Source organism: Kitasatospora sp. NPDC056076 (assembly GCF_042266305.1).
In the GTDB taxonomy this organism is placed as follows: Bacteria; Actinomycetota; Actinomycetes; order Streptomycetales; family Streptomycetaceae; genus Kitasatospora.
The window spans coordinates 90,602-105,012 of record NZ_JBHJWG010000032.1 but is presented as its reverse complement, the minus strand read 5'-3'; the positions used below and the strand labels follow the sequence as shown (position 1 = coordinate 105,012).

The window sequence follows — 14,411 nt, the reverse complement described above, 5'->3', positions numbered from 1 at the left end:
CTGCCGGTGGGGAGACCGGGGCCCGGACGCCGTATCACCGCGTCACGGGGTGACGATCGGGAACTTCGGGTCCGGCAGGGTCAGCGTGCCGAAGACGCTGTCCGCCGCCTGCTGGGCGTACGTGCCGGCCAGCGTGATCCTCCCGTCCTGCACCGCCCGGTCGAAGTTCCGCTGGAAACCGGGGGTTTCGGCGATGTCGTCGAGCGTCCGGCGGGTGAGCGTGATGGTGGCGTCCGGGACCTCGACGAAGCGGTCGCCGCCCGGCACGAAGACCAGCACGCCGTTGCGCAGGGTCGTGGTGCAGCGGTCGCCGGTGTCGGTGAACTCCCAGTTGAGCGCGATCGGCACGCGGTGCTGCTCGGCGGCCGTCGGCCCGTCCACGCTGCGGGCGAGCGCCGAGAAGAACTGGTCCAGGGTGGTGCTGCGGATCAGGTCGGCGGAGGACTGGCTGGTGATCAGCGGCTGCGGGCCGTGGACGACCTCCTGGGCGCCGGTCAGGTAGGCGTTGCGCCAGGTGCCGTTCTCGGCGCCGTAGCCGAGCTGGGTGAACACCTTCGCCTGGAGCTCCTTGGCCTGCTGGAGCACGTCCGCGGGGACCGGCGTGCCGGCCGTGCCGGTCGTGCCGGTCGTGGCGGCGGCGCCGAAGACGACGTGGTTGAGGAGTTCGGCGGCCCAGCGGAAGCCGTCCGGGGTGTCGGTGCCGTAGGCCTGCCGGGCCTGGGTGACGACGGCCTCCGCGCCGCCCATCGCCTGCACGTAGTTGGCGCCCGCCTGCACCGGCGGCAGCGTCCACAGGTGCGCCGGGTTGGCGTCGTACCAGCCCATGTACCGCTGGTAGACCGCCTTGAGGTTGTGGCTCACCGAGCCGTAGTAACCCCGGTTGTACCAGTGGTCGTCGAGGCCGGGCGGGAGAGTCTTCAGCTCCTCGGCGATCTCGGTGCCGGTCTGCCCCGCGTTGATCAGGCGCAGCGTCTGGTCGTTGAGGTAGCCGTACATGTCGCGCTGCTTGTTGAGGAATTCGAGGATGCGGGCGTTGCTGCCCTCGCTCTCCTGATCCCGCCAGACCGGCCAGTGGTGCGAGGCGAACAGGACGTCCGTCTCCTTGCCGAAGGTCTGGATCGACTCGGTGAGGTACTTCGACCAGGCGTGGGCGTCCCGCACCTGCGCGCCGCGCAGGCTGAGGATGTTGTGCATGGTGTGGGTGGCGTTCTCGGCGATGCACAGGGTGCGGGCGTCCGGGAAGTAGATGTTCATCTCCGCCGGGGCCTCGGTGCCCGGGGTGAGCTGGAACAGCATCTGCACGCCGGCCAGGGCGAACTCGTACAGGCCCGGACGCCACGGGATGACGTAGCTGTCCCGCCAGCTCTGCTCCGGCACCGCCGGGTGGGCCGGTCCGCCGATGTACTCGGTCGGCGGGACCAGCGTCACCTCGCCGGTGGAGATGGTCAGGCCGAGGCCCGAACCGACCTGCCCCGTCGGGCCCTTGTCCAACTGTGCCGCGTACATGTACTGCGCGCGGCGGGCCATCGCGGGGCCGGCGTAGATGTTCTCGCTGACGGCGTGTTCGAGGAAGCCCTCCGGCGCGACGACGGGCACGCCGGGCTCCAACGGGTCGCCGAGCTCGTGGAACAGGCCGCGGGAGCCGCCGAAGTGGTCGACGTGGCAGTGGGTGTAGACGATGCCCTTGACCGGCCGCTGCTCCTTGCTGAGCTCCGTCTTGTCCCGGAACAGCTGGAGCGCGGCCTGCGCGGTCTCGTAGCAGGCCAGCGGGTCGATGACGATCAGGCCGGCGTCGCTCTCGACGATCGTCATGTTGGACAGGTCGTAGCCGCGCACCTGGTAGATCCGGTACTCGCGACAGCTGGTGACCTGGAACAGGCCTGCGATCGCCGTCAGTTCGCCTTGGCGGTGGAGGCTGCCGTTGACCGTCGGGAACCCGGAACGGCTGTCGGGGTCGAGGAACTCGTAGGCGGTGAAGTCCCAGACCACCTTCTCCCGGTCCTTGCGGGAGACGATGACGGGCACGTCCGGCGGGGCGATCAGGAACCGGCTCGCGTCGGCGAAGTCCCGGCCGTCCTTCTCATCGGCGGCCGTGGCCGCCTCCGCGGCCCGCCGGTTCGCCGCCGCGACGGCGGGGGTCGGCTCGATGGGCTCGATGGGCTCGGCGTACTCGGGTGTTCCAGGCATGGCGAAGCCACCTCCACGTCGTTGTGCGGGAGCCGCGATGCGGCGGAGGTGGTCACGCTACGAACACGACCGGTCACCCACAAGGGAGCGATCGCGCCAACGCGCCGGGCCGAAGAGGCCGAATGACGACGTTTGGTGGGTGGGCGAAGCGTCCGACCACGGCGGGGACGGGGGAGCCCCCCGCGCCCGCTCCGTCCGGCCCGGGCAGGATGGGCCGATGAGCGATGAGCAGTTGCGGGTTTCCCTCGATCAGGTGCGCGATTCGTTCGAGGTGCTGATGCGGCACCTGGAGGCGCACGGGGCGGGCGGGGAGGCCGCCCTGCCGAACGACCTCTTCTGGACCGTGCCACCGCCCGAGCTGTACGACATGACCGCGAAGCCCGACGTGCTGACGATCGGACAGGTGTCGGAGTCCTGGGCGCAACTCCAGGCCCTGCTCGCCGACCCGGACCGCGCCATCGGCCACCACCTGGTGTGGCTCGCCGACGTCCTGCGCGCCATCGGCCTGGAGCACCCGGCGTAGCCCCTCAGCCTCAGCCCTCAGCTCCGGCGGGGGCGGCGGCGGGCGAGGGTGGCGAGGCCGAACAGCAGCCCGCCGGCCAGGAAGAAGGGCTCGTAGAGCAGCGTCGCGAACCGCCCCATCGCATCGAAGTCGCCCGTCGTCCGGGAGCTGGTGGCCAGGGCGAACCAGTCCGGCACGGACGGCAGCGAGTGCACCAGCAGGACGGCGGTGATGCCCCAGAGCGCGACCCCGAGCAGCTTGGCGGGCAGCCGCCCACCCCACGGCCGGACGATCGCCAGCGCGAGCACCGCCGCCACGGCACACCCCGGGATCGCGAGGATGTCGATGATCAGCAGCGGGGTGTTCCCGGTGACGGACAGCCCGTCCGGCAGGCCGATCCGGCCACCGAACAGCCAGTAGAGGTGGACGAGCGAGAACGCGCCGGCCCACACGGCGGCGGCGTAGGCGGCGGGGCGGAGAACGGTCGTCTTCATGCCTCCACATTCGCCGCGCGGGGCCGGTCGGCGAATCGTCCCGGCGGCGCGACCCCCTCCCCCTGGCAGGGGAGCGGGTCGCGCCCTGGTCATCCGTCAGGAGCAGTCGGACCGGTAGGCGAAGGGTCGGCCCGGGCACTCGGGGCACTCGAACAGGTAGACGCCGCCCATGTCGCCGATCGTGAGGCCGGGCGGACACTGGATCCGCGTCCGCTCCTCGTACGGGAGGTCCCAGATCTCGCCCTCCGCCGGGGTGTCCTCCACGGCCAGCCAGGTACGCCATCCCTCACCGTCGAACTCGCGGCTGTTGACGGTCAGGAGGTGCCGCATGGTGCGGTCGCACGACGGGCAGTCGGGCCAGTCCGGTTCCTGCGTCCAGGTCGGATAGCCGCCGACCTTGATCCCGCCGGACACCGAGAGGTGGTACCAGTACGACCAGCCGGTCTCCTCCTCCACCTGCTCGAACCTGGCCCTCAGCGCGTCGGCGACCTCCTCCGGCAGGTCCCAGTTCGGGTAGTCGGTGACGACCTCCGGGTGCAGGACGCACGGATTCGGCAGGTAGTCGTCGTCCGCACCGTCCGGGCGGGAGGGCGCCACCGGTGCGAGGTCCGTGCGGGCACTGTCCCACCGGAACACCTCCGGGCGGGGCACGAAGTCCGGATCGTGCTCCAAGGGGCACCACAGCAGCTGCAACAGGTCAGTGCCGGGCGGCAGTTCGAGCCCGGGCAGATCGGCGGCGAACAACTGCAGGACGGGCACCAGCGGGACCGGGCCCTCCGTGGTCCTCGGCGGGGAGTACGCCGTCCGCGGATGCTCGTCCGCGCAGTGCGGCCACGGCTCGGAGGACGGCCACAGCACCGGCCCGCCCATCGAACTCTCCCGGGGCCCCGGCTCGCCGGGCCGCGGATGCAGCCGGGTGGCCGGCTTCCGGAACGCGGCCACCTCGGGAAACAGCGCCTCCACGTCGAGCGGACGCGGCGGGGTCGTACGAGCCATCGAACGGCCAATCTGCCGTGGAACAAAGATCCACCCGTGTCTACCGCCGCCCCTCACCCGACGCAAGGGCCACCTGCGGCCCTCAGAACACCCAGCGGAACGACGTGCCGTCCGGGGCCGCATAACTCACCTCGTGGCCGTCCGGTCCGGCTTCGATGGTGAACCACTCACGCCGGGGGCGGTTCTGGTCGAGCCAGCTCCGGTGCGCGGCCTCAACGGTCTCCTGGAAGTCGCGGGAGCCTCCGAGATGAAGTCCCGCCCAGAAGGAGAACCCGGGGTCGTCCAAGGCGGGAAAGCTGATACCCGTGGGCCGCTCCCTCTCCCACTCCGGCGCCTCCGGGCCCGGGCCGGCCCCGGAACGCAGCGGCATGAAAGCGGCCGGGCGGTGCAGGAACCGCCCGACCGCCCGCCCGTCCGACAGCTTGGTCAGCCGGGCCACCGCGCCCCTGATCGGGACGACGATCAGGCCGCCCGGCGCGCACTGGTCCAGCCAGGCCCGGGGGAGCCGCTGGATGCCGCAGGTGGCGATGATCCGGTCGTAAGGGGCTCCGGCCGGATGCCCGTCCGCGCCATCGGCCCGGAGGACGGTCGGTTCGAAACCCACCGCACACAGCCGCGCCCGGGCGGTGGCCACCAGTTGCTCCGTACGATCGATCGTCGTCACCTGGGCCCCGCCCGCGAGGTGGCAGAGCAGAGCGGCGTTGTAGCCCGTGCCCGTGCCAACCTCCAACACCCTGTCCCCGAGCCGGACATCCAGCGCGTCGAGCATGTCCGCCATCAGGCTCGGCAACGTGGACGAGGAGGTCGGCACTCCGCGTTGCCCGTTCGGCGACGCGGCTTCCGCGTGCACCTCGTCCACCTCGGTCACCAGGACCTGATCCGTGTACACCTCCCGCAACCACCCTTCGTCCGCCGGCTCCCCTGCCCACCACGGCCGGTGAAGGCCGTTGGGATCCTCCCGGTAGAACACCGGAACGAACGGATGCCGGTCCACATTGAGAAACGCCTCGACCACCCGCGACGGCAGCGCCGCGCTCCGGCTGTCGATCTCCGACGCCAAGGCGACACGCGCTCGGAGGAGTTGCCCATCGGAGTAGCGGACGGTCGTCATGCCTCGTCGCTCCCTTCCAGGTAGTCACAGATGGCGGCCGCGATCGGAAGACCGGTCGCCTGCTCGATGAACCCGTACTGCCCGTTGGGGTTCACTTCGAGGAACGTCCACTCGCCCGAGGGCGACACGACGAAGTCGAATGCCCCGTAGGGGAGCTCGAGTCGGTCGAGCATCCGGCGAACCCCCTGCGCCACGGCGGCCGGCGGATCACAGACGCGGTAGGTCAGATTGTCGTAGTCGCTGCGCCAATCGACCTTCGAGGATGCCGAGTTCGCATGAATCTCAGCGGCGAAGAGCTGTCCGTCGATGGCGGTGAGCCGCACCTCGTAGGCCTTCGGCACCCACTCCTGGAACAGGTGCGCCGTGGTGGCGACCGATGGGTCGTCGACGTCGTCGGCCGCCACCACGCTCGCGTAGACGGCGACCGACCTGCCGTCGAGCGTCCCGCGGATCGGCGCGAAGGGCTTGTAGACCAGCGGAGTTCCGAGTCCAGCCGCGAAGTCCCGTGCGGCATCCTGACTATTGGTGACCAACGTCCTCGGAACACGCAGTCCTGATTCGGCCGCCACCCTGAGCTGGAGCGGCTTGTACTCGGCGTCGGCCGCACGCCCGGGTGGCGGCAGCCAGCGGCAGGGCAGCGCGGACAACAGCCCGCCGAATCCCCGTCGCGCTTCGGCGGACGCCACACTGCGAGCTTCGGCGGACATGCGCTCCGGGAACGCCGGTGCGGTCGGGCGCCGGTAGTAGACCGACCGCACCGACGACAGGTCGATCGCGCGTCGCTCCGTCGCCAGCGTCCCGCCCCAACCGGCCGCCCCGTCGAGGTTGGCCACCAGGGCCAACCTCGACGGGAACCACGCCGTGTCCGCCCGGAAGACGGGGGTCCCGCGCCGGTTCAGCTCCTCGATCACGAGATCGGCGGTGGGATCGAACGTCCCCGTGAGCACGAGGACGGCATCGGCGGTCGGCATCTCAGTCGTCGCTGCTTCCGGGGTCGTCCGGCGCGTCCATCTGCCCGGTGGGCTGCGTGGGGCCGAACGTCTTCGGCGGGCTGCTGGTCATGTAGACGCCGGGTGGCAGCCCCTCGTAGATGCAGGTCTGGGTCTCGTCGTCGTACCCGATGTCGGCGGGCAGGATCCCCCCGGCCCCGGTGACCGGGACGAGGAACCGGAACGCGAACGGGCTCTCCGGGCCGTGCTCGCCGTCCAGTTCGGGCATGGGCGTCGCCCCGGCCACGCCCATGGGCAGCCGGGACTCCACCCGGTCGAAGGCCGGAACGGCCTTCGACCGGGTCAGGACAGTGGTGGACATGTGTACCTCCGCGTTGGCGCACTCGTCGAATCGCGGGCCGCACACGACGCATTCCTTGTCGTGCGGCTCTCCCCGGCGGCCTCATTCCGCCCGGCGAGCAACCACGTTAGGACCAACGGGGGATTCTCCGGACAGGGTTTCCTGATCCGTCACATATCCAATCCGGGGGACGCAGACCCCCTTGCACTTTCCCGGATCTCCGCAGCCCACGTCGCCAACTTTGTCCGGGCCTCCTCATCCCAGAGCGAATAGCCCTCAAACGTTCGGAAGTCATTCAGATACTCCTGAACATCATCGGGGTCGCGAAAGACGAGTGCGCCTGTGGTGACCTCGACAGTGGCCCGAGTGGCGTCATAGACGGTGAAGACGTTCAGAGGCGCTCGCGGCAGATGGCCTTCCATCGGAATCACACCGAGCCGAACGTTCGGAAACCGGGCCACAGATGCCAGATGCTCGAGCTGGACGGCCATGCCCGCCGGTGGCAGCAGCGGCCACCGGCAGGCCTGCTCGGTGAGGATGAAGGTGAAGCACTTCGAGGCATCACGGAGTACAGCCTGCCGCTCCAGTTTCTTGGCGACAACCTTCGAATGATCACCCGGAAACGGGGCCACGCTGGCCCTCGCGTACTCCGGTGTCGCGAGCAACCCGGTGATCATCGTCGGCAGGAAGTAGCGAAACTCACGGAAGTCCCGCTCAAGGGCCGACAGTTCCAGCTGCTTGGTGTCCACCCCCGTCCGGCGCACGGCTTTGCCGTCCTGCCACTCCGCGTTGGTCGTCTGAGTCAACCCAGGTACTTCGGCCACGCCAACCTCCGGAAGGGATTACTGCAGCTAGGGTTCCTGGCGCCACAAGAAATCATCTCGAATGATCTCGATGGCACGACGCATCTCGTCAGCGGCAAAGGCCGCTTCGGCGAATCCTTCAAACTTGCGGATATAGAGCTCGACGTCACGAGGATCGGTGACAGAAATCTCGGCATGAATGGTTTCGACCGTCACCATGCGATCGTCGCGTATGACGAAGGAGTGCGACGGCACGTCGAACTGTCTGACCGTCAGCGGCACGACCCGGACATCGACATGGGGCAGCCGAGAGGCGGAGAGGATCCGGTCGAGCTGACCTGCCATCATGACGTCCGGCACGAAGCGCCACCGAAGAACCGACTCGGTGATGACGAACCTGAACGTCTTGGTTGTCTCATAGAGCGATTGCTGCCTTGCGATCCGCGCCGCCACCGTTCGATCCAACTGCTCGCCGCCGATTCCCGTTCTCGCGAACACGGCCCGAATGTACTCAGGAGTCTGGAGCAATCCGGGAACGAGTGACGGCTGGAAGACCCGAATCATGTCCGTGGAGTCATCCAGGGCTTTGATCTGCTGCTGCTTGCGGTGATACCCCAGGCGGCGGATCAGGCGCCATGCCGTCGCCTCCGTCGCATCGGCTCTGGCCGCAGCCATGTACTCGGCTTTGACCTCGTCGGAGACGCCTATGGCCGTGAGGATCCGCTCCACATCAACGACGGTCGGCGACACCTTGCCGGTCTCGATCTTGCTCAGCTTGCTCGGGGACATGACAGCGCCACGGGCCACGGCTTTGGCTTCTTTCCCAGAAGCCTGCCGAAGTTCCCGCAGCGCTGTCCCGAGCTGTGTTCTGTTCACTCGCCGTGCTCGGCCCACCAGTCCGCGAACGGGACGGCGTTGGCCATCGCGAGGTCGCGGTAGGCCTTGAACTCGGCGATCCGGTTGTTGTCGGTGTGGAACTCGGAGCCGAGGTACTTCCCCTTGGCGTCGTAGCTCATCTCGGCGGCGGTGGCGTCGTCGAAGAGCCAGAAGTCCGGCGCCTTGGGGATGGGGTTGATCCGGTCCGTGGTGTCGAGGATGAAGAACTCCTCGCCGGCCGCCATGTTCCGCAGGTACCCCCAACTGAGTTCGAACCGGAGGTAGTCCGTGAGCGGACGCGAAAGAATGTGTACCCGGTACATGCGCTTGCCGGCCCGGGCTGCGTTGCCCACAGTCCCGACCCAGCCGGAGTTCTTGAAGTCTTCCGGCTGCTCCTCGCCTGCGAGGAAGGCATGATAGGCGTCCACTCCGCCGGACCGGCTGTAGTCGTCCAGCGTCTCCAGCCGGAACGCCTCCCGTTCGAACTCCGAGAACCAGTCCCCCAGGGTCCTAGATGAGGTTGTCACGGATGGCCTTTCGGATGAGTTCCATGGGAATCTCGACGAGCTTCTCGTGACCCGGAATCTGGAGATCGTGCTCGGTCAGGTGCTCACCCTGAACGGCGAGGCTGCCCCGATCCGTCAGGTAGAGCGTCGGACACTCGCCCTCTTCACAGGAACCCACAAGCCGCGTCAGCTTCACGATGTCTCCTCGCTCGCCCGGTCTTACGACGATGCTCCCGAGTCAAGCCAGGGGGAGGCAAGAGGCAAGCGTTTCCGGTACTGGAAACCAGCTCAACTTCGAACATTCACACGAGAGTTCGGTAGCGACCGCGTTCCTTTTGGCAACGGAAGGGGCGTTGGCGTGGGAAGTCGGCCGGGCCGACTTCCCACGCTCTCCTCCCACCTGCAGGCCCGGGGTCTGTGCAGGTCGCCTTCGTGAGAAAGCTCGGCGGCTGCTGGGTAGGGTTCGGGGGATGTGGAGAGAAACGGCTCTTGGGGCCTATTCCGAGGTGGGGTTCCGGGAGCCCGTGCAGGTGGCGGCGCTGGCTGAGGCGGAGCGGCGGCTCGGGTTCGGGCTGCCCGGTGAGCTGGGGGAGTTGTTGCTGGAGAGCGACGGGGTCATCGGGCGCACCTGGGTGGACACCGTCTGGCCGGTCGAGCGGATCGTCGAGCAGAACCTGCTGTTCCGGTCCGACCGTTCTTTCGCCGAGTTGTACATGCCCTTCGACGCCCTGCTGTTCTTCGGGGACAACGGCGGCGGGGACCAGTTCGCCTTCGTGCGGACTCCGGTGCGTCCGGACATCTTCGTCTGGGAGCACGAGTCCGACAGCCGCCGGTGGGTGGCACGGGACTTGCGGGACTACCTGGGCCGCTCGCTCGCCCAGGGCGGCGACGACTGGTACCAGTAGCGCCAACAGCGGTGCGGCACAGGAAGTCGGTCGGGCCGACTTCCTGTGCCGCGGGGTGCTGCCTCGATCGGGGTCACGGCTTGGGGATCGCGGTGGTGACGGCCTTGGTCCGGGTGAGGAAGGCGATCGGCAGGACCGCCAGGGCGGAGAGGCCCTGGAGGACGGCGTACCAGGGCGGGCAGATCCCGGGGATCAGGTCGACGGCGATGACGGCGATCGGCATCACGGTGGCGACGGTCCGGATCCGGTCCAGGGCCTTGTAGTCGCCACCGGCGGCCCGGGCGGTGATCCGCAGCAGCACCGGGGCGAGAGCGGGGAAGAGGACCCCGCGGACCCACATGAACGGGGTGCTCGCGTGCCCGCTGAACGCCATCACGGCCACGGTCGCGAGGGTGATCACACCGATCGCACCGAAGAGCGTGATGCACTTCTTCGCGAGCGAGAAAACCTCGTCGGTACGGGAGTTGGTGCCGGTCGCCGATGCCGTGGTCGCCATTGTTCTGTCCTCCGTGTCGTGGTGAGAACGAATCTACGGAGACGACGGAAGACCCAGAACCCGTCCAGCCCCACACCTGGGGTGGGCCCAGACCCACCCCAGGCGCCGGCGGAGCGGAAACCGCCACCCGCACGCACACGCACCGAGAAACACATCGACGCAGGAAGTCGGCGAAGTCGACTTCCTGCGTTGGGTGGGGTGTCCGGAGAGGGTCAGGCGAGGGTCAGGCGAGGGGATCAGGCAAGGGGATCCGGCAAGGGGGTCAGGCGAGGGCGCGCTGCAACAGGACGGTGTCGATCCAGCGGCCGTGCTTGTGGCCGACGGCGGTGAGGCGGCCCGCGTCAGTGAAGCCGTGGCGGCGGTGCAGGGCGGCCGAGGCGTCGGAGCCGGAGTCCGCGATGACGGCGACGAGTTGGCACAGGTGGGTCTCGGCGCAGGCGTCGATCAGGGCGGCCAGCAGGGCGGTGCCGAGGCCTCGCCCGGTGTGGGCGGGGGCGAGGTAGATGGAGTTCTCCGCGGTGTGGCGGTAGGCGGGCTTGGGGCGGAAGGGGCCGGCGTACGCGTAGCCGGCGACCTCGCCGTCCACCTCCGCGACCAGGAAGGGCAGCCCCTGGGCGGTGAGGTCGTCCAGCCGTTGCTGCCAGGCGGCGAGGGGTGGCGGGGTCTCGTCGAAGGTGGCCACCGTGTGGTGGACGTAGTGGGCGTAGATCTCGGCCACCGCGCCCAGGTCGGCGGGGGTCGCCGGGCGGATCACTGGCTCCATGGCTGTCATGGCGGGGAGTGTAGGAGGCCGGGCTCCGGGGCGTGGGGGTGAGGGGTCACGGCTTGGGGATCGCGGTGGTGACGGCCTTGGTGCGGGTGAGGAAGGCGATCGGCAGGACCGCCAGGGCGGACAGGCCCTGGAGGACGGCGTACCAGGGCGGGCAGATCCCGGGGATCAGGTCCACGGCGATGACGGCGATCGGCATCACGGTGGCGACGGTCCGGATCCGGTCCAGGGCCTTGTAGTCGCCGCCCGCAGCCCGCGCGGTGATCCGCAGGAGCACCGGGGCGAGAGCGGGGAAGAGGACCCCGCGGATCCACATGAACGGGGTGCTCGCGTGCCCGGTGAACGCCATCACCGCGACCGTCGCGAGGGTGATCACACCGATCGCTCCGAAGAGCGTGAGGCACTTCTTCGCCGTCGAGAACGCCTCGTCGGTACGGGAGTTGGTGAGGGTCTCCGTCGCGGTGATCGCCATTGTTCTGTCCTCCGTGTCGTGGTGAGAACGAATCTACGGAGACGGCGGAGGACGGAACACGGGTCTGGCCCCACACCTGGGGTGGGGCCAGACCCACCCCGGATCAGTCGAGGGGGCTGAGCGGGATGTCGAGGTAGGACTCGGCGCCCACGGGGGAGGTGATCTCAAGGCTGGTCGGGACGGAGTTGGCGTCCGCGAAGAACTGGTCGTGGGTGCCGATGACCAGCTGGAGCACGCGGCCCTGGGCCAGGACGTAGTGGGCCGGCTGGAGCGGGAAGGTCACCGTGCTGGCCTGGCCGGCCTGCTGGTTGGTGACGGTGTACGGGGCGTTGGTGATGATGTGGGCCTTGCCGGTGGCCGGGTCGCAGTCCAGCAGGTAGGCCACGATCGTGGCGTCCATGGCCCGCGGCTTCACGGTCACCCGCAGCTCCAGGTCGCCCTGGACGCGCATGGGCTGGGTCAGCGGCGCGGTGGTCCAGATCGCGGCGAGCTCGCGGTCGATCCCGTCGGTCTTGTAGACGTGCGGCAGGCCCATCCGCTCGGCCAGGCCGGTCTGGACCAGCTTCGGGGCGACGACGACCTCGGTGTCCCGTCCGGTGGCCTTGACGGCACGGGTCCAGCCCGACTGCGGCTCCCCCTCGACCAGTTGGGCGTCACGCTGGCCAGCGACCGGTCCGGCGAGGTGGAGGCGCTTACGGGACAGGGCGTAGTCCTGCCAGCTGTCGTGGAAGAGGTCGGACAGCAGGTTGTGCATGTACTCCGAGCGGACGCCGAACCGCGGCGTGCGCCCGTCACCGGCGTTGCCCCCGAGGTGGTGGTCGAGCCAGCGGTAGGCCATCTCGGTGGGCTTGGAGAGGAGGCCCGCCAGACCGGCCAGTTCGCCGTTGCCGTGATCGCCGACCTGGACGAGCAGCGACTTGGGGCCCGCGAGGTTGGTGAAGAGGTCGATGACGGCGGGCACCGAGAAGATCGTCTCGTGCCAGGCCGTGGTCAGCATGATCGGCGTCGCGGCATCGTTATAGGCACTCAGGTGCGTACGGGGCGAGCGCTCGGCCGCGAACTCCCGGACCTCGTCGTCGACGTTGTTGTTCCGGATCTTCTCGATGATCCCGCGGAACTCCTTCGAGCAGCGCTCCTCACCGAAGAGCTGCACGAGCGCCTCGAAGGCCTTGAGGTGGCGGGTGCCGTTCTCGTAGAGCGACGCGAAGAGGTCGCCCCACGCGCTGGTGCCGGCCACGACCTTGATCCGGCGGTCCTTGGCAGCAGCCAACAGGCTCGTCCCGGCGCCGTAGGAGGAGCCGAAGAACCCGATCCGTTCGGCGTCGACACCGTCGATCTGGACCAGCGAGTTGATGATCTCGGTGGCATCGGACACGTCCTGCGGCCCGGCGACGTGGATCTCACCACCGGAAGCGGCCAGACCGCGCTGGCTGTAGGCGAGGACGGCGTAGCCGCCCAGGGCCAGACGCGGGAACATGCCGAGGTAGGCCCGGTGTCCGATGTTGATCAGCGGGGCGGGCAGGACGACCGCCGGAACGGTCTGTCCGGGCGCGAGGTTGCGCGGGATGCTCAGGGACGCGTCGATCATCGTCCCGTCCGCCATGGCGATCGAGAGCTCCCGGTAAGTGGCGACCTCCGCGTTGGTCTCGTAGGTGTCGGCCAGACCCCACTGGTCCAGGCGCCCGATCCGGCGCGGCGACGGGTCGAGAAGTGCCTCGCGGATCGCGTCCAGCTTGGCGAGGTCGTCGGCGTTGACGACGAACGGGTTCTCCGGGAAATCGGAAACGGGCATGGGTTTAACCGCCTTTGGTGGCAGGGATGGTGACGAACTGTCGGAGCCATGCTCGCTTCGCGGCGATCATCCCGGGGCACGTTCGAGGATGGTCACTCGAATGGGTGAACGGCGCGGTTCAAACCCCCAGAGCCGAAGGAGGGCGGAGCCCGTCACACGCCGGCGGCCTCCTGCTCCCCGCAGGAGGCCGCCGGAACGATCCGCTCAGGGGTTGGTGATCAGGTGGTCGAACTCGCCCGCCTTGGCGCCTCGGAGGAGTGCAGCGAACTTCGGAGCGGTGGTGCGGACGATGACATCGCCCTCATCGGATTCGCGAAGTTCGATCAGCCCGTCGACAGTGCGAAACTCAACGCAGTCAGCATTGGAACCTGAGTAACTGGACTTCTGCCAAACAGAGTTAGACATACTTGCTTTCCATGTCTTTCTTGATGGATCGAATGAAATCTCGCGACTCGCCTACCGTGAGGGCAGCCGAGTCAATCTGGGCAAGTAGCGACCGGAACCGAGCTGTGTGAGCTGGTGCATCGAAGAGAAAGTTACCGACGCCCGAGTCCGCCTGGACCGTATCGAGTTCCTGCACCGGTCCTTCGGCGTAGGTGAAGTTCTCATTCGGGAGCGGGATCGTATCGGCGTCGAACAGGACGACTCGAACTGAGATATTGGACTGACCGGAAACATCCATCAGAGCACCGAGTTGCTCGGCATGGATCCTGGCTCCGCCGAACTGCATGCGCAGCGCCGCCTCATGGATGTACGCGGTGAACGGGGTCGCTTCGGACCGGACGATGTGCTGACGCCGCAGGCGGAAGGCCGCTCTCAGATCGACCTCGTGACTCGGAAGCGGCGGATAGGAGCGGGCGAAGACGGCCGAGGCATAGTCGTTCGTCTGGAGCAGCCCGTGGATGAAGGCCATCGTGTAGGCCGAGAGCCCCCGAACCTCCCGGACGGCCGTGCCCGGCAGTGATTCGCCGAGATCCATGGTTCCGCCCGGCAGCGCGTACAGACCGTTGTCGGTGCGCCGCTGGAGCAGGATGCGCCCTTCGGCATCCGTCACGACGGCAGACGCCGCCACGACGAGCCGGTTCGGCTCGGGGGCGTCGGGATCGTCGTAGTACTCGGTCCGTGCCACGCGATCACCTCCCTTCAACTGGTACCAGCGGCGGCCACCAGGCAGGGCCCGGGCAGCACTTCGCCCCGCTGGATGGCTCCAGC

At 68.5% G+C, this 14,411-nt stretch carries 18 protein-coding genes; 2 read left to right on the top strand and 16 right to left on the bottom strand.

Annotated features, from left to right (window positions below; translation table 11 throughout):
• Positions 1-42: 42 nt before the first annotated feature.
• Positions 43-2,187, bottom strand: a complete 2,145-nt coding sequence (locus tag ACFC1T_RS25150) for an alkyl/aryl-sulfatase (protein WP_375891971.1) — start codon at positions 2,185-2,187, stop codon at positions 43-45.
• 217 nt (positions 2,188-2,404) lie between these two features.
• Here ACFC1T_RS25150 and ACFC1T_RS25145 point away from each other — a divergent pair, with 217 nt between their 5' ends.
• Entirely contained in the window at positions 2,405-2,710 is a 306-nt protein-coding gene (locus ACFC1T_RS25145) for a hypothetical protein (RefSeq protein ID WP_375891969.1), read from the top strand.
• A 17-nt stretch (positions 2,711-2,727) separates the two neighbouring features.
• Here ACFC1T_RS25145 and ACFC1T_RS25140 read toward each other — a convergent pair whose 3' ends face one another.
• The 9 genes from ACFC1T_RS25140 to ACFC1T_RS25100 form a co-directional block, all read right to left on the bottom strand.
• Entirely contained in the window at positions 2,728-3,183 is a 456-nt protein-coding gene (locus ACFC1T_RS25140; RefSeq protein WP_375891968.1) for a DUF3995 domain-containing protein, read from the bottom strand.
• Positions 3,184-3,279: 96 nt separating this feature from the next.
• Positions 3,280-4,179, bottom strand: a complete 900-nt coding sequence (locus tag ACFC1T_RS25135; protein ID WP_375891967.1) for a DUF1963 domain-containing protein — start codon at positions 4,177-4,179, stop codon at positions 3,280-3,282.
• 82 nt (positions 4,180-4,261) lie between these two features.
• Entirely contained in the window at positions 4,262-5,290 is a 1,029-nt protein-coding gene (locus ACFC1T_RS25130) for a methyltransferase domain-containing protein (protein ID WP_375891966.1), read from the bottom strand.
• The gene (gene tgmB / locus ACFC1T_RS25125) at positions 5,287-6,261 is read right to left on the bottom strand and encodes an ATP-grasp ribosomal peptide maturase (protein WP_375891964.1); all 975 of its coding nucleotides are present in this window, start codon (positions 6,259-6,261) and stop codon (positions 5,287-5,289) included. The genes ACFC1T_RS25130 and tgmB overlap by 4 nt, the downstream gene beginning before the upstream one ends.
• Before the next feature lies 1 nt (position 6,262).
• A complete protein-coding gene (locus tag ACFC1T_RS25120) occupies positions 6,263-6,601 on the bottom strand; it encodes a hypothetical protein (RefSeq protein WP_375891962.1) in 339 nt (112 codons plus the stop codon).
• Between the two features lie 149 nt (positions 6,602-6,750).
• Positions 6,751-7,404, bottom strand: a complete 654-nt coding sequence (locus ACFC1T_RS25115; RefSeq protein ID WP_375891961.1) for a DUF5753 domain-containing protein — start codon at positions 7,402-7,404, stop codon at positions 6,751-6,753.
• Positions 7,405-7,431: 27 nt separating this feature from the next.
• On the bottom strand, positions 7,432-8,259 hold the full coding sequence (locus tag ACFC1T_RS25110) for a helix-turn-helix domain-containing protein (protein WP_375891960.1): 828 nt from the start codon (positions 8,257-8,259) through the stop codon (positions 7,432-7,434).
• Complete coding sequence (locus ACFC1T_RS25105; RefSeq protein ID WP_375891958.1) at positions 8,256-8,786, bottom strand: DUF6879 family protein; 531 nt, start codon at positions 8,784-8,786, stop codon at positions 8,256-8,258. The genes ACFC1T_RS25110 and ACFC1T_RS25105 overlap by 4 nt, the downstream gene beginning before the upstream one ends.
• A complete protein-coding gene (locus tag ACFC1T_RS25100; RefSeq protein WP_375891957.1) occupies positions 8,770-8,961 on the bottom strand; it encodes a hypothetical protein in 192 nt (63 codons plus the stop codon). Before ACFC1T_RS25100 ends, ACFC1T_RS25105 begins: the two co-directional genes overlap by 17 nt.
• A gap of 334 nt (positions 8,962-9,295) precedes the next feature.
• On the opposite strand from ACFC1T_RS25100, the gene ACFC1T_RS25095 reads away from it, so the two are divergent.
• On the top strand, positions 9,296-9,670 hold the full coding sequence (locus ACFC1T_RS25095) for an SMI1/KNR4 family protein (RefSeq protein ID WP_375891955.1): 375 nt from the start codon (positions 9,296-9,298) through the stop codon (positions 9,668-9,670).
• A gap of 73 nt (positions 9,671-9,743) precedes the next feature.
• Here the strand turns inward: ACFC1T_RS25095 and ACFC1T_RS25090 are convergent, their stop codons facing one another.
• The 6 genes from ACFC1T_RS25090 to ACFC1T_RS25065 form a co-directional block, all read right to left on the bottom strand.
• A complete protein-coding gene (locus ACFC1T_RS25090) occupies positions 9,744-10,166 on the bottom strand; it encodes a hypothetical protein (protein ID WP_375891953.1) in 423 nt (140 codons plus the stop codon).
• Between the two features lie 262 nt (positions 10,167-10,428).
• Complete coding sequence (locus ACFC1T_RS25085) at positions 10,429-10,938, bottom strand: GNAT family N-acetyltransferase (RefSeq protein ID WP_375891951.1); 510 nt, start codon at positions 10,936-10,938, stop codon at positions 10,429-10,431.
• Between the two features lie 46 nt (positions 10,939-10,984).
• On the bottom strand, positions 10,985-11,407 hold the full coding sequence (locus tag ACFC1T_RS25080) for a hypothetical protein (RefSeq protein WP_375891950.1): 423 nt from the start codon (positions 11,405-11,407) through the stop codon (positions 10,985-10,987).
• A gap of 103 nt (positions 11,408-11,510) precedes the next feature.
• Positions 11,511-13,199 (bottom strand): CocE/NonD family hydrolase, encoded by a 1,689-nt coding sequence (locus ACFC1T_RS25075; RefSeq protein ID WP_375891948.1) that lies wholly within the window; start codon positions 13,197-13,199, stop codon positions 11,511-11,513.
• 204 nt (positions 13,200-13,403) lie between these two features.
• Positions 13,404-13,604 (bottom strand): DUF397 domain-containing protein, encoded by a 201-nt coding sequence (locus tag ACFC1T_RS25070; RefSeq protein ID WP_375891946.1) that lies wholly within the window; start codon positions 13,602-13,604, stop codon positions 13,404-13,406.
• Positions 13,597-14,328 (bottom strand): Scr1 family TA system antitoxin-like transcriptional regulator, encoded by a 732-nt coding sequence (locus ACFC1T_RS25065; protein ID WP_375891944.1) that lies wholly within the window; start codon positions 14,326-14,328, stop codon positions 13,597-13,599. Before ACFC1T_RS25065 ends, ACFC1T_RS25070 begins: the two co-directional genes overlap by 8 nt.
• Between the last annotated feature and the right edge of the window lie 83 nt (positions 14,329-14,411).

Coding starts and splice junctions, on each gene's coding strand:
- ACFC1T_RS25150 (WP_375891971.1), bottom strand. CDS start 2,187: ATGCCTGGAACACCCGAGTACGCCGAGCCCATCGAGCCCATCGAGCCG.
- ACFC1T_RS25145 (WP_375891969.1), top strand. CDS start 2,405: ATGAGCGATGAGCAGTTGCGGGTTTCCCTCGATCAGGTGCGCGATTCG.
- ACFC1T_RS25140 (WP_375891968.1), bottom strand. CDS start 3,183: ATGAAGACGACCGTTCTCCGCCCCGCCGCCTACGCCGCCGCCGTGTGG.
- ACFC1T_RS25135 (WP_375891967.1), bottom strand. CDS start 4,179: ATGGCTCGTACGACCCCGCCGCGTCCGCTCGACGTGGAGGCGCTGTTT.
- ACFC1T_RS25130 (WP_375891966.1), bottom strand. CDS start 5,290: ATGACGACCGTCCGCTACTCCGATGGGCAACTCCTCCGAGCGCGTGTC.
- tgmB (WP_375891964.1), bottom strand. CDS start 6,261: ATGCCGACCGCCGATGCCGTCCTCGTGCTCACGGGGACGTTCGATCCC.
- ACFC1T_RS25120 (WP_375891962.1), bottom strand. CDS start 6,601: ATGTCCACCACTGTCCTGACCCGGTCGAAGGCCGTTCCGGCCTTCGAC.
- ACFC1T_RS25090 (WP_375891953.1), bottom strand. CDS start 10,166: ATGGCGACCACGGCATCGGCGACCGGCACCAACTCCCGTACCGACGAG.
- ACFC1T_RS25085 (WP_375891951.1), bottom strand. CDS start 10,938: ATGACAGCCATGGAGCCAGTGATCCGCCCGGCGACCCCCGCCGACCTG.
- ACFC1T_RS25080 (WP_375891950.1), bottom strand. CDS start 11,407: ATGGCGATCACCGCGACGGAGACCCTCACCAACTCCCGTACCGACGAG.
- ACFC1T_RS25075 (WP_375891948.1), bottom strand. CDS start 13,199: ATGCCCGTTTCCGATTTCCCGGAGAACCCGTTCGTCGTCAACGCCGAC.
- ACFC1T_RS25070 (WP_375891946.1), bottom strand. CDS start 13,604: ATGTCTAACTCTGTTTGGCAGAAGTCCAGTTACTCAGGTTCCAATGCT.